The organism is Streptomyces fuscigenes, from assembly GCF_021556455.1.
Taxonomy (GTDB): domain Bacteria; phylum Actinomycetota; class Actinomycetes; order Streptomycetales; family Streptomycetaceae; genus Streptomyces; species Streptomyces fuscigenes.
This window is the reverse complement of sequence record NZ_JAKGCV010000018.1, coordinates 1-18,852: the sequence shown is the minus strand read 5'-3', so window position 1 is coordinate 18,852 and position 18,852 is coordinate 1. Positions and strand designations below refer to the sequence as shown.

Here is an 18,852-nt window from a genome sequence, read left to right as displayed (position 1 = left end):
AGGGCGGGACCCACGGCGGCGCGTCGTGCACGGTGTCCTCCGGGGCGGGACCAGGTCTTCGCGGCGTCCGGGCGTACGCCGCCCCGGCCCGGTGCCGCCGGGCGCGCCATGATCCGTGCATCAGGGGGTAGAGGCAGGGCGCACGAGCCGTGCACGAACCGCCCTCAGGAGTGTCATGCCTCTTCACAACCTCTCCCTCCGACGGCGCCTTCGGCGCAGCGCCCGGGACGTCTTCGGCTGGGACCGTCTGCGCCCGGCGCAGGTCGAGGCGATGACCGCCGTGATGCGGGGCCGGGACACCATGGTGGTGATGCCCACCGGTGCCGGGAAGTCGGCCGTGTACCAGGTGCCGGGGGTACTCCTCGAGGGCACCACGGTGGTCGTGTCGCCGCTCATCGCGCTCCAGCGCGACCAGGTCGCCGCGCTGACGAGGGCCGGCGGAAGCCCCGGCGCCGAAGCCGTCAACTCATCCCAGGGGGCGCGCGCCAACGAGGCGGCGTGGGAACGGGTGCGTGAAGGCGCGCTGGACTTCCTCTTCGTCTCGCCCGAGCAGTTGGCCAAGGACGAGGTCGTCGCCGAGGTGGCCGCCGCGCGCCCCGCCCTCATGGTCGTCGACGAGGCCCACTGCGTCTCCACATGGGGGTACGACTTCCGCCCCGACTACCTCTCGCTGGGCCGCGTACGGGACCGGATCGGCCGTCCACCGCTGCTGGCCCTGACCGCGAGCGCCGCCGCGCCCGTGCGGGCCGACATCGTCGAGCGTCTGGGCATGGACGACGTGCACGAGGTGGTCGCGGGCTTCGACCGTCCCAACATCCACCTGGAGGTGGTGCGCCATCAGGACGAAGCGGGCAAGCGCCGCTGGGTGCTGGAACGCGCCGCGGCCGAGGCCAAACCCGGCATCGTCTACACGGGCACCCGCCGGGAGAGCGAGGAGTACGCGAGGGAGCTGTCGGCGCTCGGTTTCGACAGCGCCGCGTACCACGCCGGGATGACGGCGGCGGAGCGCACCCGCACGCACGATCGGTTCCGTGCGGGCTCCCTCGACGTCGTCGTCGCCACCTCGGCCTTCGGGATGGGCATCGACAAGGCGGACATACGCTTCGTGCTGCACGCCTCCGTCCCCGGCTCCCTGGACGCGTACTACCAGGAGATCGGCCGCGCGGGCCGCGACGGCAAGCCCGCCGCAGCCGTCCTCGCCTACCGCCCCGAAGACCTCTCGGCGAAGCGCTACCGGGTCGGCGGCAAGCCCGACCTCGACACCCTCACCCGCCTCATGGACGCGGTGCGGGCCCATCCGGACGGCGTCACCGTGACGGCCCTGAGGGAGGAGACGGGCCTGTCGGGGACCGCACTGTCCTCGCACGTGCATCTGCTGGAGGAGGCCGGCGGGCTGGTGACCGGGACGACGGACGGCATCCACGCGGTCCCCGGCGCCCGGCGCGACACCTGCGGCAAGGAGGCACTGCGCCTGGCCGAGGCACGCATCCGGCTGGAGCGCTCGCGACAGGAGATGATGCGGGCGTACGCGGAGACGACGGGCTGCCGTCGGCGCCATCTGCTCGGCTATTTCGGCGAGCACCTGGGCGAGGGCCACTGCACCGGCTGCGACACCTGTGCCCGTGCCGCCCAGGACGGAGCGGCCCGTCCCCGGCACACGGGAGTCCTCGCCGGCACCGAGGGGCCCGCCGCGCAGCCGGCCGCCCCGTCGGACACCGCCTTCCTGCCCGGCACGCGGGTGCTCCACACCACGTGGGGCGAGGGCGAGGTCATGAGCCAGGAGGAGGACCGCGTGACCGTGCTGTTCGCCGAGGCGGGGTACCGCACGCTGTCCATGGCGGCGATCCGCGAACACGGCCAACTGACGCGGGTGGGGACTCCCGCACGGTCAGCCACCCGGTCGCGGTCGCGCTCCCGGAGGAAGTCACGTACCGGGACGCCTACGGGCGCGTGAGGTCCCGGCCGCCATGGATGCGGCGGCAGCGCCGCACCGCCCGCGGGCGGAGCCGGGCCGGACAGGGCCGTCACGGCGACGGCTGCGCAGCGCGGGAGGCGCGGGGCGCCGCCCGCGCGAACCGGAGGAGCCGACGGAACACGGGGTCGCGAGGTGCGGAAAGGGTGCCCAGCCGGTCGAGGGCGAAGTGGTCGAACAGGCAGGTCGAACGGGCCCACGGCCGGGACCGGTTGGGGGCTGTCCGCCGCCGGGACACCGGAACGTCAGGGAAGGAAGGTCGTCCCGCTTCGCGTGAACGCCGCCATCACGTCGGCGGTGAACCGCTCGGGCCCCCAGGGCTGCTGGAACTCCCCCGGTTCCGCCTGGTCGCCGTGCTCGACGAAGACCTCCTCCGCTCCTCCCGCCGGCGTGTAGAAGAAGAGCAGCTGCGCGGTCCGCAGGCCGTGGTTGTGGAAGCTGTGCCGGCTGCGCGGAGGGACGAACACGAGATCCCCGGCGCGGCCGACGAAGGTCCGCTCGCCGCTGAGGAAGGTCAGTTCGCCGGAGACGAGGTAGAACGTCTCCGTCTGGCGGTCGTGGGTGTGCGCGAGGGAGCCGCCGCCCGGCGGGACCGACGCTTCGACGAAGCCGATGGCGCCATCCGTCTGTTCGGCCCGGAGTTTGACGGTGTACAGGTCGGCGCCGAACCATCGCGCCGGCCCCTCCCCGGCGGGCACGTGCACGATTCCCGCCTCGGTGGTCGTCGCTACCCCATTGTTTTCGAAGAACGTCATCGTTCCGCTTTCCTGGAAAGGAGGGCCGCGCCGACTTCCTCAGGGAACAGGTGTGAACGCCCACCTCTTTCCCACGGGGTCGAACGGTATCCGGTTCCCGGATCCGTCGCGGCCGGACAAGGCAACATTCTGGAGCCTATCCGCCCGGCTGTCATGAGGCCGGAGACCTAAGCCTCTGGATCGAGTCGCGCGGAGCGAAAGGGTCCCCCGCGGAAGGGAACAGCGGCACTCCCGGCGGCGTCCCGGCACGAATGAGGTGAGAAAGGCGGCCGTTCCACGGGCGGGTTCGCCGCGAGCCCGTACGACCGGGCGTGCGGGTTCGCTGCGAGCCCGTACGACCGGGCGCCGGGCCCCGAGCGGATTCGACGGCCTCAGGCGTCACGCCGCGGGCCCGGCGCCCGCGTGCCGGCCAGGTGGGACCGTGCCCACTGGGACAGTTCCGCCATCGCGGGCCCCAACGCGCGGCCGGCATCGGTGAGTCGGTAGGAGACACGCACCGGCGGGCCGTCGTCGACGATGCGTACGAGAAGGCCGAGGGCGGACAGTTCGGCGAGCCGGTCGGCCAGCATGCGTTCGCTGATGCCGGGCACCGCGCGATGCAACTCGGAGAAGAATCCGGGCCCCTTCAGCAGTGCGGCGATCAGGAGCCCTGTCCAGCGTTTTCCGAGAAGGGCGAACACCTCAACGGTGCCATCGTCGGGACGTGAACAGCGGTGTCCGTGATCCCCCGACGCCCCCGCCGCAGAAATCGACGTGCACGACCTCTCTTCGGCGCCTTCCATGGCGCCATCGTACGACAGGAAATTCAGGTGACGATCCGCCGGACAAGGCTTGACGAAAGCGGGGGACTCTGCACCCCACCGGGCCCCGCCGTAAGAAGTCGGGGGCCGGGACGTGTGCGCTCACGGGAAATGCGCCGGTGCGCGTTTTCCGGTGCCGAGCACTTCTTCTTCCCCCCGCCGCCTGGTCCTGCCCGGGCCCTCGGCGGCTCCCGCCGGCGCGTACGAACGACTTCGGTACGACCCCTTGCCGCCCCGCGCCGGCCGGGCGTAGCTTCCAGGAGCCAGATACTTCGGGTACCGGACAGTACGGAGCCCCAACTGATGACTCGGCGCCTTCCCCCACCGTCGTCCCCCGACCCCGGACACACTCTGGGAGAGGTCCTCGTCGCACTCGGCGGCAGGCTCACCCGCTTGCAGACCGAGATCCTCGCCTCACTGGATCAGCCCCTGACGATCCGTCAATATCGCATCCTCGCCCGGGTCGACGGCGGACACACGTCGCTGACGGCCCTCGCGAAGCTCGCTCGCAGAAACCTCTCCACGATGTCGCAGAGCGTCGACAAACTCGTCCACCAGGGCCTGCTCACCCGCAGGACCTCGGAGACCAGCCGCCGCACCATGCAGCTCGCGCTCACCCCGGCGGGCACCGCGGCACTCGCAGCGGGAAGCGAGGCGCTGGCGAAGTTCACCTCCGAACTCACCGCACACCTGCCGCAGGAGCTCCAGGACCGGATCCTGCCCCCGCTGCGGCAGCTGTTCCTCGATGTCCAGGGGAGCCTCGACGACCGATAACCCGGGGGCGTAGCCACACAAGGAGGTGGCATCGTTCGTGACGAACCCACGCACGACCGACGGCGGGCCGCAGGACGCTGCCCCGCCCGATCTCCTCACCACACTGGACGACTCCGCGTTCACGCGGCGGCACGGCATCATCTACGGCACCGCACTCGCAGGCCACTTCCTCGACGGCTTCGTCATCAACACGACGGGCGTCGTCATGCCGGGGGTCGTCGCCTCCTACCACGTCGGCAGCGGGCAGGCCGGCTACCTCGGCTCCGCGCTCTTCCTCGGCATGCTGCTCGGTGCCGCGACCGCGGGAGTGGTCTCGGACCGCCTCGGCCGCAAGTTCCCCCTCGCCGCGTGCCTCCTGGTCTTCGCCGCCTTCTCGGTCCTGGCCGCCCTGTCCTGGAACTACCCGTCGCTCCTGGCGGCACGGCTCTGCCAGGGTGTCGGGCTGGGCGCCGAGATCGCGGTGGTGCTCCCGTACATCACCGAGTTCGTGCCTTCCCGGCACCGGGCTCCGCTGGTCACGGCCGCGACGGCCGCCTGGCTCGTCGGGCTTCCCGTGGCCGCGCTGGTGGGCGCCGCGGTCGTCCCGTCGCTCGGGTGGCGTGCGATGTTCTACATCGGCGTCGCGCCCGTCGTGGTGAGCGCCGTGATGGTGGCGGTCCTGCCGGAGTCCGTCCGCTATCTGCTGCGCCGGCGGCGGCACGCCGAGGCGTTCGCCGTGGTCGCCGCGCTCGTTCCCCGGCAGCGGCAGGCGGGCCGGGCTCCCGCTCCGGCGTCCGGGCACGCCCACCCGCGCCCGGACGGTGCGGGCGGGACCGGCCGGCCGGCCGAGCCGTCCGCGGGCTCCGTACGCGGGCTCCTGACCGGGCGCTACCGCAGGCACACGCTCGCGCTCTGGTTCATGGAGCTGTGCGCGGGAGCCTTCCTCTACGGCCTGTCCACCTGGCTGCCGTCCATTCTGGAGAAGAAGGGGATCGGCCTGCTGGGCAGCCTCACGTACACGGCGGTCATCACGGCCGCCGGTGTACTGGGCGCCCTGCTCGCCGGGTTCGTCGCCCGGCGCGTCGGGCGGCGTCCGACGATCGCGTACCCCCTGCTGCTCAGCGGCGCACTGTGCCTGTGGTGGGGCGCGGCCTCGACCACTCCCTCAGTGATCGTGCTCGGCTGCGCGGCCACGTTCTTCGGCAGCGGCATCGCAGGGAGCACCCTGTTCGTCTACGCCGGCGAGCTCTATCCGACCTTCAACCGGGCGACGGGGCTCGGCTGGGCGGCCGCCTGGCAGAAGGTCGGCGGACTCGTCGTTCCCACGGTGATCGGCTGGGTGCTGGCACTGCACTCCCCCGGCTACGTCTTCTTCGTCCTGTTCGCCGTGGTCTCGCTGCTCGCCGGGGGCTGCGGCCTGCTCGGCGTCCTCGAGACCAGGGGCAGGACGATCGAGCAGATCGCCGCCCTGATGACACCGTCCCGCGCGGCCGTCCCGGAGGCGCCGCGAAGGACCGACGGCATCCCGTCGCCGCGGCCCCCCGTCACCGGACTCACATCACCGCAGGACCAAGAGACAGGCAGGTGAAGCATGACCACGGCCAGCGACACGGAATCCGCGGCGACGGTGGCGCCGCCCGGCGGCCCGGACGCCGACGGGGCGGAGCGCGACCTCAGGCACCGCAAGGTGCGTGCCGCGATGGCGGCCGAGGGGCTCGACGCCGTCATCGCGTACGGCCCCGGCTGGCGCAGGGAGAACGTGCGGTACTTCACCGACGCGCGTATCACCGGCAGTTCGTCGATGGTGCTGTTCCCGGCCTCCGGTGAGGTGTCCGCCTTCTCCACGCGCCGCGGCGATCTGCCCGAACTCGCGGGCACCGGCTGGGTCGACCACGCCGGCGTCCTGGACGTGTGGGACCCGGAGCCGCTGATCGGCCGGCTGCGGGACCTGCGCCCGCGCCGCATCGGGGTGGCGCATCTGGAACTGCTGCCCGCCATGCTCGACGCGGCGCTGCGCCGGGCCGTCCCCGGAGCGGAGATCGTCTCCGCGACTCGGCTCCTGGACGGCGTCCGGCTGGTCAAGAGCGACTGGGAGCTGGCCCGCATGCGGCGCAGTGCGGCGGTCTGCGCGGCCGGCTGGGAGGCGTTCGTGGACGTCCTGGAGCCCGGCCTCCCGGAGTTCCGGATCGTCGCGGAGGTCGAAGCGCGCATCAAGGAGCTGGGCGCCGAGGACAACTTCATGCTGATCGCCTCGGGCAAGGACGAGGTGCGCGGCATGACCGCGCCGACCCCGCGCGTGCTGGAGGCCGGCGACATGGTCCGCACGGAGCTGACCCCGCAGATGGACGGCTACTGGCTGCAGATCTGCCGTTCGGCCGTGGTGGGCAGGCCGGACGAGGGGCAGCGGCGCTCGTTCGCCCTGTTCGACGAGGCGGTGGCGGCAGGCATCGCCTCGGTGCGTCCGGGCGTCACCGCCCACGACGTGGCGAAGGCGCAGAACGACGTCTTCCGGGCGTACGGGTACGGCGAGTACTGCACGAGCCGCTACACCCGGGTGCGCGGCCACGGCCACGGCCTGCACCTGGACGAGACGCCGATCATCGAGGGCAACGAGACGGTGCTCCCGGAGAACGCCGTCTTCATCATCCACCCCAACACCTATACGCCGCTGGCCGGTTACCACGTGCTGGGCGATCCGGTGCGGGTGACGGCGGACGGCTGCGAGGTCCTGGTGGCCACCGAGCGGAAGCTGTTCCACAGCGAGAAGGGAGCCGCCGCGTGAAGCGCGGACTGGTGGTGCTCGACGAGGCCGAGGTCCCGGCGGGCGAGTGGCGGGAGCGCGGCGACGCGCTGCGGTCCCGGCTCGTCGCGGAGGGGGTGGACGTCGCCCTGGTGTACGGGGACGTCTTCGCCTCGGACGACATCGCGTACCTGACGAACCTGTGCATCTACTGGAACGAGGGCATCCTCGCGGTCCCGGCGGGCGGCGAGCCGGTGTTCCTCACGAAGCTGTCGCCGCGCGTCCACCCGTGGATGCGGCGCGTCTCGACGGTGGAGCGGATCGAGAGCGGCAGGAGCTTCGGCGCGCTCGTGACCGGTCTGCTGGACGGGATGCCGCACGGCACGCTCGGTCTGGTGGGTGCGGCGCGCTGGCCCGCAGCGCTGGTCGAGGAGGTGGCGGCGGCCCTGCCGGGCTGGCGGGTCACCGAGCTGCCGGAGCTGGTCGGCGAGCGGCGCGCGGTCGTCTCCGGGGCGGAGCTCGCGCTGCTGCGGCAGGGCGGGACGGTGGTGGGACGCGCGGCACGGGACGCGGCGGCCGCCGGCCTCGACGCCCGGGCGCGTACCGCGGTCGTCGAACGCGTGGTGCGCGGCGCCGGGTTCCTCGACGTGGCGACCCGGGTGGCGCACGCGCCCGACGGGGTCGCGTGCGTGCAGGTGACGGGCCAGTACAGGACCGGATGGCTGCACGCGGCGCGCCTCGCGGACACGGACGGGCCCTCGTGGACGGGCGCGCTGCGGGAGGCTCTCGACGCCGCGCTGGGGGCTGTCGGGCCGGGGGTGACGGCACGCCACCTCACCGAGGCGGGCGGACCCGCGCTCGCCCTGCTGCCCGCCGGGAGCGACGCTCAGGTGCGCTGGGTCAACCAGGCCGACCTGGCGACGGACGGGGAGTACCGCCACCGGGCGGCGGACGAACCGATGGCGGAGGGTTCGGTGGTCGCCGTGGCCGTCGACGTGCTGTTCGAAGCGGGAGGCTACGCGGCGGTCGGCGAGACCGTCCTGGTCACCGGGGACGGCGCCGAGGTCCTCACCGCCGCGTCCGGGGAGGCGGTCGCATGAGGATCCTGTCCAACTCCGACGTCGAGAAGGTGCTCACGGCCGAGGAGTGCCTCGACACGCTGACGACGGCGTACCGCGAGCTGTCGAGCGGCCGGGGCGCCAACCGTCCGCGCAACCACACCTACTTCCCGGTGGGCGACGAGCGGTGGCCCGGCTTCGGCTTCCGTTTCAAGTCGCAGGAGGGCGGCAACGTCTCCAGCGGCGTGTGGGCCCTGCGCATCACCTCGGACATGGCGGGCGTGGAGACGCTGCCGAGCGGTGTGCGCCGGCGCAGGCTGATCCCCGCGGCACCGGGCAACCGCTACGTCGGCCTGGTGACGCTGTACAGCCTGACCACGCTGGAGCCGCTGGCGATGCTGCACGACAGCTTCGTGCAGAAGATGCGGGTCGGAGCCACCTCGGCACTCGGCATCCGCGAACTGTCGCGCGAGGACGTCACCGTGGCCGGGATGTTCGGCTCGGGCTGGCAGGCCCAGGCCCATCTGGAGACACTGCTGCTGGTACGGCCCGGCATCGAGGAGGTGCGCGTCTACAGCCCGACGCCGGAGAACCGCGAGCGCTTCGCCGCGACCTGGAGCGAGCGCACCGGGCGCAGGATCGTCGCGGTCCCGGAGCGCAGGGATGCCGTGGCGGGCTGCGGGATCGTCACCTGCGCCACCGCCGCGATGGAGCCCTGCTTCGACGGGGCCTGGCTCGAACCGGGCACGCACGTCACCGCCATCACCTCGCCGGACGGGACCGCCACCAGGCGCGAGCTGGACGACACGACCTTCGACCGGGCGAGCAGGATCACCGTGCTCTCCCGCGAGCAGGTCCACCACGACAAGCAGTACGACATCCTCGGGCCTGTCGAGCGCGGCAGGCTCGGCTGGGAGGACATCCGCGAACTGGGTGAGCTGCTGCTGGGCGAGGCGCCCGGCCGTACGTCTCCCGACGACATCACGGTGTTCGCCAACAACACCGGCATGGGTGTGCAGTTCGCGGCGGTGTGTGCGCGGGCCCTGCAGCTCGCCGAGGCCCAGGGACTGGGCCATGAGGTGCCGACGGACTGGCTCCTGGAGGACACGAGCCCCTGACCGCGGCCCGCACGGCTCGGCCCCGCCGCGGGGCCGGGCCCCGGCCCCCGAACGACAGGAGGAGACCGATACACATGAGCAGTCGTGAACCGGCAGAGCAACCGGGCCGCCACCGGATCGGCGGCCCCACCATCACCTTCGGCGAGAGTGTCAACACCGACGTCATCATCCCGGGGCGCTATCTCGTCAGCATCGACCCGGCGGAACTCGCCGAGCACGCCTTCGAGCCGCTGGGCCCCGAGGTGCAGCGGCGGCTGCGCGCCAGCAGGGTCGTCGTCGCGGGACGCAACTTCGGCTGCGGCAGCGCCCGTGAACAGGCCGCGACCTGCCTGCTCGGCGCCGGGATCCAGGCCGTCGTCGCGGCCTCCTTCTCGCGGGTGTTCTTTCGCAACGCCATCAACACGGGCCTCGTCGCCGTCGAGTGCCCCGAGGCGGTCACGGCGCTCGCGGCAGCGGGCGGCGAGGGCGAGATGTGGGTCGACTACGACGAGGGCACGGTGGAGACGTCCGGCCGGACGTTCGGCTTCGCGCCCTATCCGAGCGGCCTCAAGGAGATCCTGCGGGACGGCGGTCTGATCCCCCACCTCATGCGCGGCATCGAGCGGGACGAGCAACGAGAGGAGCGCGCGGCCCGATGAGCACCCTCACGGCCCCCAGGACCTTCGCACAGAAGGCCATAGAGCGGGCGTCCGGCGAGAGCGGCCTCGCCCCGGGACAGATCGTGGACGCCTTCCCGGACGTGTACATGAGCCACACGGCGAGCTGGCGCTGCATCCGCACGCTGGAGCGCATGGGTGTCAGCACCCTCTACGACCCGGACCGGGTGGCGATGGTCATGGACCACATCTCCCCCGCGATGAACGCGAAGACGGCCGGTGACCACCGGCTGTGCCGCGAGTTCGCCGACCGCATGGGAATCAAGAACTTCTACGACGTCAACGCGGGCATCGCGCACATCGTGCTGATGGAGAACGGCCTCATACGCCCGGGGCAGTTCGTCATCGGCACGGACTCCCACTCCACGATCTACGGCGCGCTGGGCGCGTTCGGCACGGGTGTGGGCTTCAGCGAGATCACCGCCGCCTGGGTCACCGGCAAGCTGTGGGTGAAGGTGCCGGAGTCGGTCCGGGTCGAGATCGACGGGGAGCTGCCGGTGGGCAGTTACGCGAAGGACGTGATGCTGAAGCTGATCGGGGACCTCGGCGCTGACGGACTCACTTACTGCTCGGCCGAGTTCGGCGGCTCGTACGTGCGCTCGCGCTCGGTGTCCGAGCGCATGACGTTCTGCAACCTGGCCATGGAGATGGGTGCGAAGAACGCCTATGTGGCGCCCGACGAGACCACCCGCGCCTATCTGGCGGACGAGGCGGGCGTCGGTGCGGACGGCTACGAGGTGCTGCTGCCGGACGCGGGGGCCGAGTACCGGGACACGGTGGTACTGGACGGTTCGACGCTGACCCCGAAGATCGCCGTCCCGCACACCGTGGACAACGTCGTGGACGTGGACGAGGTCAGCGGGACGCGTCTGGACCAGGTGTTCATCGGGTCCTGCGCCAACGCGAAGTACGACGACCTGGAGATCGCGGCGGACGTCCTCAAGGGCCACAAGGTCGCCCACGGCGTGCGCCTCGTGGTCACGCCGGCGTCGAGCGCGGTGATGGCGAAGGCGTCGAGGACCGGTGTGCTCGCCACCCTCGTCGAGGCCGGCGCGATGATCACCAACGCGGGCTGCGGCGCGTGCGCGGGCAACGGGGGCGCGATGGCCGACGGCGAGGCCACCCTCTCCACGGCCAACCGCAACTTCCAAGGTCGTATGGGGAGTTACGACTCCCGCATCTATCTGAGCAGCCCCGCCACCGCGGCCGCCTCCGCGATCACCGGTGTCATCACGAACCCCGCGGAGGTGATGGGGTGAACCTGGTCGAGAAGATCCTCGCCAGGGCGAGCGGCAAGCCGTCCGTCGAACCCGGTGAGATCGTCATCGCCGAGGTGGACATGCTGCTGATGCACGACCTGAGCGGCTATCTCACCTCGGGCGTCTACGACAAGAAGGTCGGGCTGCCCATCCCCCACCCCGAGCGCACCCTGATGGTCTTCGACCACCACTACTCGCCGCCCACCGAGCAGCAGGCGGACGTCCTGCACCACAACCGGGAGTGGGCCCGCCGCACCGGGATCAACCTGCTGGACTGCGGAAGCGGCAACCTGCACCACGCCGCGGTGCGGGGCGGCTTCGTCAAGCCGGGCATGATCGTGGTGGGCTCCGACAGCCACACCCCCGTGCACGGCGCGCTCGGGGCGCTCGCCGTCGCGCTGGGCAACGACTCGCACGCGGGCACCGTACTGCCGTACAGCAAGGCGTGGTTCAGGGTCCCGGAGACGGTGGGGATCGAGCTGCACGGCGTCCCGCGGCCCGGCACGACCCCTCGCGACGTGGCCCTTTGGTTGACCGCGCAGATCGGCGAGGGCGCGATGAACTACAAGGCCCTGGAGTTCACCGGTCCCTACGTCAAGCAGCTCGGCTTCTGGGACCGGTGGCTGTTCCCGCTGCTGTGCGTAGACCTCGGCGCCAAGTGCAGCTACGTCGAGCCCGACGAGGTCACCGAGGCGTTCGTCCGGGCGCTGCCGGGTGGGCTGCCGGACGACTTCCCGCGCGGCGACGGCGGCGAGGCGGCGTCCGTACTGCGTTTCGACGTGAGCGACGTCGTGCCGCAGGTCGCGTGTCCGCCGACGGTCGGCAACGCCAAGGCCGTCTCCGACGTCGCGGGACGCCCTGTGGACTACGCGGAGCTGGGCGGCCACGGCGGCGGCAGGATCGAGGACATCAGGACGGCCGCCGAGGTCCTGCGGGGCCGCACGGTCCACCCCCGCACCCGCTTCAACATCGTGCCGTCGAGCCGGGAGATCTTCGCGCAGGCGGTGCGGGAGGGACTCGTGCTCGCGCTGCACGAGGCGGGCGCCACCTGGTTCCCGCCGAGCACCGGGTCCAACCAGGCCATCAACATGGGCGCCATGGCGGCGGGCGAAGCCATGGTCTCCACCCACGCCCGCAACTTCCCGGGCCGCAACGGGAGCACCGACGCGGAGATGTACCTGGCCTCGGCGGGCACCGTGGCCGCGTCGGCCGCGGCCGGCGAGATCGCCGAGAGGAGCACACCGTGAGGTTCGAGGGCAAGTGCTGGATCTTCGGCGACAACGTGCCCACCGACCGGCTGGTCAAGCCCCAGTACGTGTTCGAACCGGTGGAGGTGATGGCCCGGCACGTACTGGAGGACCTGGACCCCGATTTTCCGTTGAACGTCGCGCCGGGGGACATCGTGGTCGCAGGACGGCACTTCGGCCAGTCGTCGGGCCGCGCCATTGCCACGAAGGCGCTCCAGGGCACGGGTATCGGGTGTGTCGTCGCCGAGTCCTTCGCCCGCACCTTCTACCGCAACTGCTTCGAAGTCGGCCTGCCCGCACTCGAAGTGCCCGGCGTCACGGCGCTGGCAGGCGCGGGCGACGTGCTGCGCGCGGACCTCACGACGGGGGCCGTCACCAACACCAGGACGGGCGCCACGGCGTCGGGCGCTCCGGCCGACCGCTTCCTGGTCGAGATGCTGGAGGCGGGGGGCCTGATCGCGCTGGCGGCAGGCCGGCCTGAGCTGTTCGGCGGGGCGCGGGCGCGCTGAACTCCTCGCCACCACCCGGGAGGCGCGGTCGCGGGTGCCGTGCCTCCCGGGGCGTTCCCGGCCGTCCCGTCCCGGGGCGGGCCCGGGCGGGCCTGGGAACGCGGCAGTCGGACGGCCTCTCATGTCACGGGCACGAGCGCGGCCGTCCTGACCGCCCGGCGCGTACGAGCGCCGCCACGCCGGCCCAGGCGGGTCGCGGGCCGCCGCCACCCGCCTCCAGCAGCGCGCCCTGTTCCGCCCGGTCGGCCCCGTACCCGTGTGCTCGCCCATGCGCACCGGTACAGCCTTCCGGCGGCGACCGGAACGTGTGCGCTGCCACGTCCCAGCTCATGTACTGGTGACCGCGGCCGCGGGCGTGCGCGCAGATCCCGCTGATCAGGATCTTCGCGCCCGACCGGCGCAGGTGCGTCCCGCCACCCGGCCGCGGCCTGCGCGTGAACTGCTCGCATGCCGTACCTCGACGCTGCACCCGCGGAACGGGGTCCGCAGTTCGGCCGGGCGCAGCCGTGCCCCCGGCCAGGCAGCCTCCCCTCCAACGAAGCGGTGGTCAGGAACGAACAACGCCGGCGGCCCGGCCTCAGGGAATCAGGCGCATGAATCGGGCGCCTTCCAGGAACTGGGGCGCCATCATTTGGATCCCTTTGTGGACGGCGAGCCCGCGCGCCTCGGCGGCCGCGAGCAGCGGCGTGACGTCGGGGTTCGCCACGACCTCTCCTACGAGTGTCTGCGGGGACAGCAGGCCCACGTCGACGGGCAGCGGGTCCGAGGGGTCCATGCCCAGCGAGGTGGCGTTCACGACGATGTCGTCGTCCGGGGCGGGAACCTCGACGCTGTGGACGTCGGCCAGTGCGGTGCGGTCGGCCAGGTCGGCGGCCAGCTCCTCGCCGCGCGCCCGGGTCCGGTTCACCACGTTCACCCGGGCCGCCCCGCCTCGGGCCAGTGCGAACGCGACCGCCCGGCCGACCCCGCCGGCACCTACCACGGTCACTCTGCGGTCGGCCACCTCGTGTCCCTGGGCACGAAGGCCCGCCACGTAGCCGGTGCCGTCGAAGGTCGCCCCGGTCAGCCTCCCGTCCGGATCCCGCCGGACGACGTTGACGGTCCCGGCGTCCGCGGCGGTCGGGGCGAGCTCGTCCACCAGGCGCGCCATCGCGACCTTGTGCGGCATGGTCACGCTGAGCCCGCACAGGTTGCCCCAGCCACGCAGCCCTGCCACAAACCCCGGCAGATCCGCCGGAGTCACGTCGGCGGCGATCATCAGCGCGTCGATGGAACGCGACTGCAGGAACCGGTTCGCCTCGCCCGGCGCCCGCACCTGGCCGGCTGGATGTGCCACCTGCACGCAGATCAGCGTGTCCCCGGTGACGGCGAGGAAATCCCGGTGCGCCGGCTCGTAAGAGGTCACACCACACCGCCCATCACATCGTCCTTTACCGGGGCCCACTGACCAGGGTCACTCCGGCGACGGCCGCGCGCAAAACACCACGGGGCCCTGCGAGGCGGATGGCAGGACCCGATCAAACCGCCACAGCCGGCCGACGGCGGAGGCCGTCGCCCTGCTTGCCTGGCGGCAACCGCCGGGACACAACAGCGCCGGTCCGCCCGCGCATCGCTCACGCACGACCGGCCTGCCCACCGCCCGGGACACAACCCCACGCCCTTGCGGGGCCCGTACGGAGGAGCTGCCGGGCGAACCCGGGCTGCCGGCCGGCCAATCCCGGTCATTCGGGATCGGCGCCGGCTGCGTCCTCCTGCGGCCGGCGGTGGCCCTCCCGCCGACTCCGCTCCCGTTCTTCGTCGCGTCGCCGGCAGCCGCGGCACTCCCCCGGACTGCTGCCGCGGTCGATGCGAGACACGTCGGGGGCGACGATCGGGACGTACGGGGCACGGTTCAAGGCGTGCCGTGAACGCAGCCGGTTCCTTTTCTTGCCATACCAGGAAATTTGTTCTACTGCGAGGCCGGTGTCGGGCGGCCCGTCGCAGGTCTCGGGCCCGGCCAGGTCGGGCGAGGACATTCCACGTACCGCAGGCGGCCGGCCCCCTCCGACGCGTCCGGACGGCTCCAGCGGTAAGGAGCCCGAGAGGCCTGCGCGACCGACACCGCAGGTCGACGTCGACGAAGTAAGCGTCACCGCCCGTGAGGGCCCCTGACGTCTGACACCTCGGCGGGGGCACCCGGTCGCGCCTCCTCAGCGTCGAGGTGACCTCCGCGCCCGCAGGGCCGATACTGCTTGCATGGAGGTCCCGGCGACTTGCAGCCACTCCGAGGAAGAACTGACGAAACGTCAGCCACGTCAGCAACTGGTCACCGACAGTACCGCCGGAAGCCGCTCCGAGCCGCCACGCATCGCCAAGATCACGAACAGCGCAAGATAGCTCTGACCAGCAGAGAAGCAGGTCGCTGGCTCCGCTGATAAAATGATCAGGAGACACGCATGAAGATGCTCATCAACGTGCCGGAAACCGTGGTCGCCGACGCCCTGCGCGGCATGGCCGCGGCGCATCCCGACCTCTCCGTGGACGTGGAGAACCGCGTCGTGGTCCGGCGGGACGCCCCCGTCGCCGGGAAGGTCGGCATAGTCTCCGGCGGCGGCTCCGGCCACGAGCCCCTGCACGGCGGGTTCGTCGGGCCCGGCATGCTGTCCGCCGCCTGCCCCGGCGAGGTCTTCACGAGCCCCGTACCCGACCAGATGGTGCGTGCGGCGGCCGCCGTCGACAGCGGGTCCGGCGTGCTGTTCGTCGTGAAGAACTACACCGGCGACGTGCTCAACTTCGACATGGCGGCCGAGCTGGCCGAGGACGAGGGCATCCAGGTCGCCAAGGTGCTGGTCCACGACGATGTCGCGGTCACCGACAGCCTGTTCACCGCGGGCCGGCGCGGCACCGGCGGCACCCTGTTCGTCGAGAAGATCGCGGGCGCCGCGGCCGACGAGGGCATGCCGCTCGAACGCGTCGAGACGATCGCCCGGCAGGTCAGCGAGGCGTCGCGCAGCTTCGGCGTCGCGCTCACCGCCGTGAGCACCCCCGCGAAGGGCAGCCCCACCTTCGACCTGCCGGAGGGGGAGCTGGAGCTCGGCATCGGCATCCACGGCGAGCCCGGCCGCGAGCGCCGCGCCATGATGACGTCGCGGGAGATCGCGGACTTCGCCGTCGCCGCGATCCTGGAGGACCTGCAGCCCCGCGGGCCGGTGCTCGCGCTGGTCAACGGCATGGGCGCCACCCCGCTGCTGGAGCTGTACGGGTTCAATGCCGAGGTGCAGCGGGTGCTGGGTGAGCGTGGCGTCACGGTGGCCCGTACGCTCGTCGGCAACTACGTGACGTCCCTGGACATGGCGGGCTGCTCGGTCACCCTCTGCGAGGTGGACGACGACCTGCTGCGGCTGTGGGACGCGCCGGTTTCGACCCCCGCGCTGCGCTGGGGCCGCTGACGTGCCGGGGGTTCGTACGGTCCCGGTGCGCGCGGCCGCCTGCGCGGCCGGGGCAGCACGCAGTTCGGGCGCGAGGAGATGACGTGGCAGAGCAAGAGTCCGGGCAGGCCCTCGATGCGGCCTTCTTCATCAGGTGGCTGACCGCCTGCGCGGCCGCCGTGGAGCGTGAGGCGTCCCGCTTGACCGATCTCGACGCGGCGATCGGCGACGCGGACCACGGCAGCAACCTCCAGCGCGGCTTCCGGGCCGTGGCGGAGGTGCTGGCCAAGGACGCCCCGGCCACCCCGGGCGCCGTACTGACGCTGGCGGGTCGGCAGCTGATCTCCACGGTCGGCGGGGCGTCCGGTCCGCTGTACGGCACCCTGCTGCGCCGTACGGGCAAGGCCCTGGGCGACGCCGCCGAGGTGGACCGTGCGGCGCTCGCGGACGCCCTGGGCCAGGGCGTGGCGGCGGTCGCCCAGCTCGGCGGCGCCGCGAAGGGCGACAAGACGATGCTGGACGCGCTGGAGCCCGCGGTCGACGCCCTGGCGACGTCGTACGAGGGGGCCGCGCGCGCCGCCGAGGAGGGCGCGGTGGCGACGACGCCCCTGCTCGCGCGCAAGGGCCGGGCGAGCTACCTCGGCGAGCGCAGCATCGACCACCAGGACCCGGGTGCCACGTCGGCGGCGCTGCTGGTCACGACTCTGGCCGAGATCGCCGGGCAGGCCCCGGCAGCGGGGAGCGGGCAGTGAGCGCGGGGGACGCACAGGCGGACGCGGGGCTGGTCGGAATCGTGCTGGTGTCGCACAGCGCCGCCGTCGCGTCCTCCGTCGCCGAGCTGGCGAAGGGGCTCGCGGGCGGCGGCACGACGGCGCCGGTGGCGGCGGCGGGCGGCACGCCGGACGGCGGACTCGGCACGAGTTCGGAACTCATCGTCGCTGCGGCGGCCGAGGTGGACCGCGGGGCGGGCGTGGCGCTGCTGGTGGACGTCGGCAGCGCCGTCCTGACGGTGAAGACGCTCCTCCTCGACGAGGACGAACTGCCGGAGAACGCGCGGCTGGTGGACGCGCCGTTCGTCGAGGGCGCGGTCGCCGCGACGGTGACCGCCTCGGCGGGCGCCGGTCTGGACGCGGTGGTGGCGGCAGCCACGGAGGCGTACGACTACCGCAAGGTGTGACGGGGCCCTGTGCCCTCCCGGGACCCCCGTGCGCGCTCCGCGCCGCGCACGGGGGTCCCGCCGTTCCGCGACGGTGCCGGGGCGGTCGCCGGCTCCGTGGCGAGCCGGGCGAGGGCGCACGCCGTCGCACGAGTCCGCACGGCGGCGCCGCCGCGGAGCACGACCCCCGCGAACGCCCCGCGGCTTCGCACGCGCTACCGGGCGGTGGCACGCGGCACCGGTACGTGTGCGGTCGGCCGCGCGTGCCCCGTGCCCCTCTGCCCCGTGCCCGGGTGACGGGCGGGGGGGGCCGGGCGGTCGCCGGCCCGTCAGCGACGTGTCGGTTCTGTGAGCCTCCGGTGGGGGCATGTCGCCTTTCCCCGGCCTCCGTTGGTATCCGGCCGCTCCCCGCTGGGCAGTCAGTGAGAGGCGCCGGGCGCGCCGCTCAGGGACCACTACCGACGGGATCGAGGCGAGTGCGACGATGGATGCGCAGCACACCTGGGACTTCACGGACGACCGCGGCCTCCGGGTCACCGCGCCGAGCCGCCCCGAGCGGTTCGTGGCGTACATCCAGGCCGGCGCGACGCTCTGGGACCACGGGCTGCGGCCCGAGGGGCTCTTCGGCTCGCACCACGACGGCGCAGCCCAGGACCCGGCCAAGGCGGGCGGCCTGCCCCTCGAGGAGATACGGTCCTTCGGCTCCGGCAGCGGGGTCGACCTGGACGGACTGCTCGCGGCGGCGCCCGACCTGGTCGTGGCCGTGACCTACGGCGGCGACCAGGTCTACGGCCTGGACCCCGACACGGCCAAGCACCTGGGCGAGCAGGTGCCCCTCGTCGTGCTGGACGTCGGCACGTCGCGCTCGCTGGCCGCCCTGCGAGACCGGTTCGCGGACCTCGCCCGGGCGCTCGGCGCGCGGCCCGGGGCCACGGAGACGGGGCAGGCCGAACTGGCGCGGGCGCAGGAGCGGTTGCGTACGCTCGCCGCACGTACGGCGCGCCCCCGCGTGCTGGCCCTCTCGGCCGCGGGCGCCGAGACGGCGTACCTCGCCCGGGCCGCCGCCTGGCCGGACCTGCGGGCGCTGCGGGACCTGGGAGTCGCCCTGACCGGGCCGGGGGACGACGCCGGGGGCAACTGGCGCACGGTCGAGTGGGAGGAGGCCGCCGCGCTGCGGCCCGACATCGTGCTCGCCGACGTACGGACCAACGCGGCGTCCGCCGAGCGGCTGGCCGGGAGCGCCGGGTGGCGGGAGATCGCGGAGCGCGCGCAGATCCTGCCGTGGAATCCGGAGCCGCCGGCGAGCCATCACGCGCACGCGGCGTTCTTCGAAACGGTCGCCGACGCGATGTGAGGCGCCCGCGCCGGCCGGGCGGGCGCGGCGTCCGGCGCCGCGCCCGCCCGGGACTGCCCGCAGCCGCC

The 18,852-nt window shown here is 72.9% G+C and carries 17 protein-coding genes; 14 read left to right on the top strand and 3 right to left on the bottom strand.

Annotated elements, in window-relative coordinates:
- The first annotated feature begins 175 nt into the window (after positions 1-175).
- Positions 176-1,954: a RecQ family ATP-dependent DNA helicase gene (locus L1885_RS04090; protein WP_235795577.1), complete on the top strand. Its 1,779-nt coding sequence runs from the start codon at positions 176-178 to the stop codon at positions 1,952-1,954.
- Positions 1,955-2,217: 263 nt separating this feature from the next.
- Here L1885_RS04090 and L1885_RS04085 read toward each other — a convergent pair whose 3' ends face one another.
- Complete coding sequence (locus L1885_RS04085) at positions 2,218-2,727, bottom strand: cupin domain-containing protein (protein WP_235795576.1); 510 nt, start codon at positions 2,725-2,727, stop codon at positions 2,218-2,220.
- 371 nt (positions 2,728-3,098) lie between these two features.
- Positions 3,099-3,509, bottom strand: coding sequence for a winged helix-turn-helix transcriptional regulator (locus L1885_RS04080; protein ID WP_235795575.1), 411 nt, complete (start codon positions 3,507-3,509; stop codon positions 3,099-3,101).
- Between the two features lie 321 nt (positions 3,510-3,830).
- Here L1885_RS04080 and L1885_RS04075 point away from each other — a divergent pair, with 321 nt between their 5' ends.
- The 9 genes from L1885_RS04075 to L1885_RS04035 all read left to right on the top strand — a co-directional run bounded on the left by L1885_RS04075 (position 3,831) and on the right by L1885_RS04035 (position 12,867).
- The gene (locus L1885_RS04075; RefSeq protein ID WP_235795574.1) at positions 3,831-4,301 is read left to right on the top strand and encodes a MarR family winged helix-turn-helix transcriptional regulator; all 471 of its coding nucleotides are present in this window, start codon (positions 3,831-3,833) and stop codon (positions 4,299-4,301) included.
- A gap of 37 nt (positions 4,302-4,338) precedes the next feature.
- Positions 4,339-5,868 carry an MFS transporter gene (locus tag L1885_RS04070; RefSeq protein WP_235795573.1) on the top strand — a complete coding sequence of 510 codons (1,530 nt, stop codon included), beginning with the start codon at positions 4,339-4,341 and terminating at the stop codon, positions 5,866-5,868.
- Positions 5,869-5,871: 3 nt separating this feature from the next.
- Positions 5,872-7,062: a M24 family metallopeptidase gene (locus L1885_RS04065; protein WP_235795572.1), complete on the top strand. Its 1,191-nt coding sequence runs from the start codon at positions 5,872-5,874 to the stop codon at positions 7,060-7,062.
- The gene (locus L1885_RS04060; protein WP_235795571.1) at positions 7,059-8,120 is read left to right on the top strand and encodes a M24 family metallopeptidase; all 1,062 of its coding nucleotides are present in this window, start codon (positions 7,059-7,061) and stop codon (positions 8,118-8,120) included. The genes L1885_RS04065 and L1885_RS04060 overlap by 4 nt, the downstream gene beginning before the upstream one ends.
- A complete protein-coding gene (locus L1885_RS04055; protein WP_235795570.1) occupies positions 8,117-9,196 on the top strand; it encodes an ornithine cyclodeaminase family protein in 1,080 nt (359 codons plus the stop codon). Before L1885_RS04060 ends, L1885_RS04055 begins: the two co-directional genes overlap by 4 nt.
- 74 nt (positions 9,197-9,270) lie before the next feature.
- Positions 9,271-9,834 (top strand): LeuD/DmdB family oxidoreductase small subunit, encoded by a 564-nt coding sequence (locus L1885_RS04050; RefSeq protein WP_235795569.1) that lies wholly within the window; start codon positions 9,271-9,273, stop codon positions 9,832-9,834.
- On the top strand, positions 9,831-11,111 hold the full coding sequence (locus tag L1885_RS04045) for a 3-isopropylmalate dehydratase large subunit (RefSeq protein WP_235795568.1): 1,281 nt from the start codon (positions 9,831-9,833) through the stop codon (positions 11,109-11,111). The genes L1885_RS04050 and L1885_RS04045 overlap by 4 nt, the downstream gene beginning before the upstream one ends.
- Positions 11,108-12,358, top strand: a complete 1,251-nt coding sequence (locus L1885_RS04040; protein WP_235795567.1) for a 3-isopropylmalate dehydratase large subunit — start codon at positions 11,108-11,110, stop codon at positions 12,356-12,358. Before L1885_RS04045 ends, L1885_RS04040 begins: the two co-directional genes overlap by 4 nt.
- Entirely contained in the window at positions 12,355-12,867 is a 513-nt protein-coding gene (locus tag L1885_RS04035) for a LeuD/DmdB family oxidoreductase small subunit (protein ID WP_235795566.1), read from the top strand. Before L1885_RS04040 ends, L1885_RS04035 begins: the two co-directional genes overlap by 4 nt.
- 577 nt (positions 12,868-13,444) lie before the next feature.
- Here L1885_RS04035 and L1885_RS04030 read toward each other — a convergent pair.
- Positions 13,445-14,272 carry a shikimate dehydrogenase family protein gene (locus L1885_RS04030; protein WP_235795565.1) on the bottom strand — a complete coding sequence of 276 codons (828 nt, stop codon included), beginning with the start codon at positions 14,270-14,272 and terminating at the stop codon, positions 13,445-13,447.
- A 1,030-nt stretch (positions 14,273-15,302) separates the two neighbouring features.
- Between L1885_RS04030 and dhaK the strand changes: the two genes are divergently transcribed.
- From dhaK to L1885_RS04010, 4 genes are all read left to right on the top strand, one after another.
- Positions 15,303-16,295, top strand: coding sequence for a dihydroxyacetone kinase subunit DhaK (gene dhaK, locus L1885_RS04025; RefSeq protein WP_235795564.1), 993 nt, complete (start codon positions 15,303-15,305; stop codon positions 16,293-16,295).
- 83 nt (positions 16,296-16,378) lie between these two features.
- Entirely contained in the window at positions 16,379-17,026 is a 648-nt protein-coding gene (dhaL, locus tag L1885_RS04020; RefSeq protein WP_235795563.1) for a dihydroxyacetone kinase subunit DhaL, read from the top strand.
- Positions 17,023-17,451 (top strand): dihydroxyacetone kinase phosphoryl donor subunit DhaM, encoded by a 429-nt coding sequence (gene dhaM / locus L1885_RS04015; RefSeq protein ID WP_235795562.1) that lies wholly within the window; start codon positions 17,023-17,025, stop codon positions 17,449-17,451. The genes dhaL and dhaM overlap by 4 nt, the downstream gene beginning before the upstream one ends.
- Positions 17,452-17,914: 463 nt before the next feature.
- Positions 17,915-18,784, top strand: coding sequence for an ABC transporter substrate-binding protein (locus tag L1885_RS04010; protein WP_235795561.1), 870 nt, complete (start codon positions 17,915-17,917; stop codon positions 18,782-18,784).
- Positions 18,785-18,852: the final 68 nt, after the last annotated feature.

Bases quoted from the DNA above. Each gene is read 5' to 3' on its own strand.
- L1885_RS04090 (WP_235795577.1), top strand. From the start codon at position 176: ATGCCTCTTCACAACCTCTCCCTCCGACGGCGCCTTCGGCGCAGCGCC.
- L1885_RS04085 (WP_235795576.1), bottom strand. From the start codon at position 2,727: ATGACGTTCTTCGAAAACAATGGGGTAGCGACGACCACCGAGGCGGGA.
- L1885_RS04080 (WP_235795575.1), bottom strand. From the start codon at position 3,509: ATGGAAGGCGCCGAAGAGAGGTCGTGCACGTCGATTTCTGCGGCGGGG.
- L1885_RS04075 (WP_235795574.1), top strand. From the start codon at position 3,831: ATGACTCGGCGCCTTCCCCCACCGTCGTCCCCCGACCCCGGACACACT.
- L1885_RS04065 (WP_235795572.1), top strand. From the start codon at position 5,872: ATGACCACGGCCAGCGACACGGAATCCGCGGCGACGGTGGCGCCGCCC.
- L1885_RS04055 (WP_235795570.1), top strand. From the start codon at position 8,117: ATGAGGATCCTGTCCAACTCCGACGTCGAGAAGGTGCTCACGGCCGAG.
- L1885_RS04050 (WP_235795569.1), top strand. From the start codon at position 9,271: ATGAGCAGTCGTGAACCGGCAGAGCAACCGGGCCGCCACCGGATCGGC.
- L1885_RS04045 (WP_235795568.1), top strand. From the start codon at position 9,831: ATGAGCACCCTCACGGCCCCCAGGACCTTCGCACAGAAGGCCATAGAG.
- dhaK (WP_235795564.1), top strand. From the start codon at position 15,303: ATGAAGATGCTCATCAACGTGCCGGAAACCGTGGTCGCCGACGCCCTG.
- L1885_RS04010 (WP_235795561.1), top strand. From the start codon at position 17,915: ATGGATGCGCAGCACACCTGGGACTTCACGGACGACCGCGGCCTCCGG.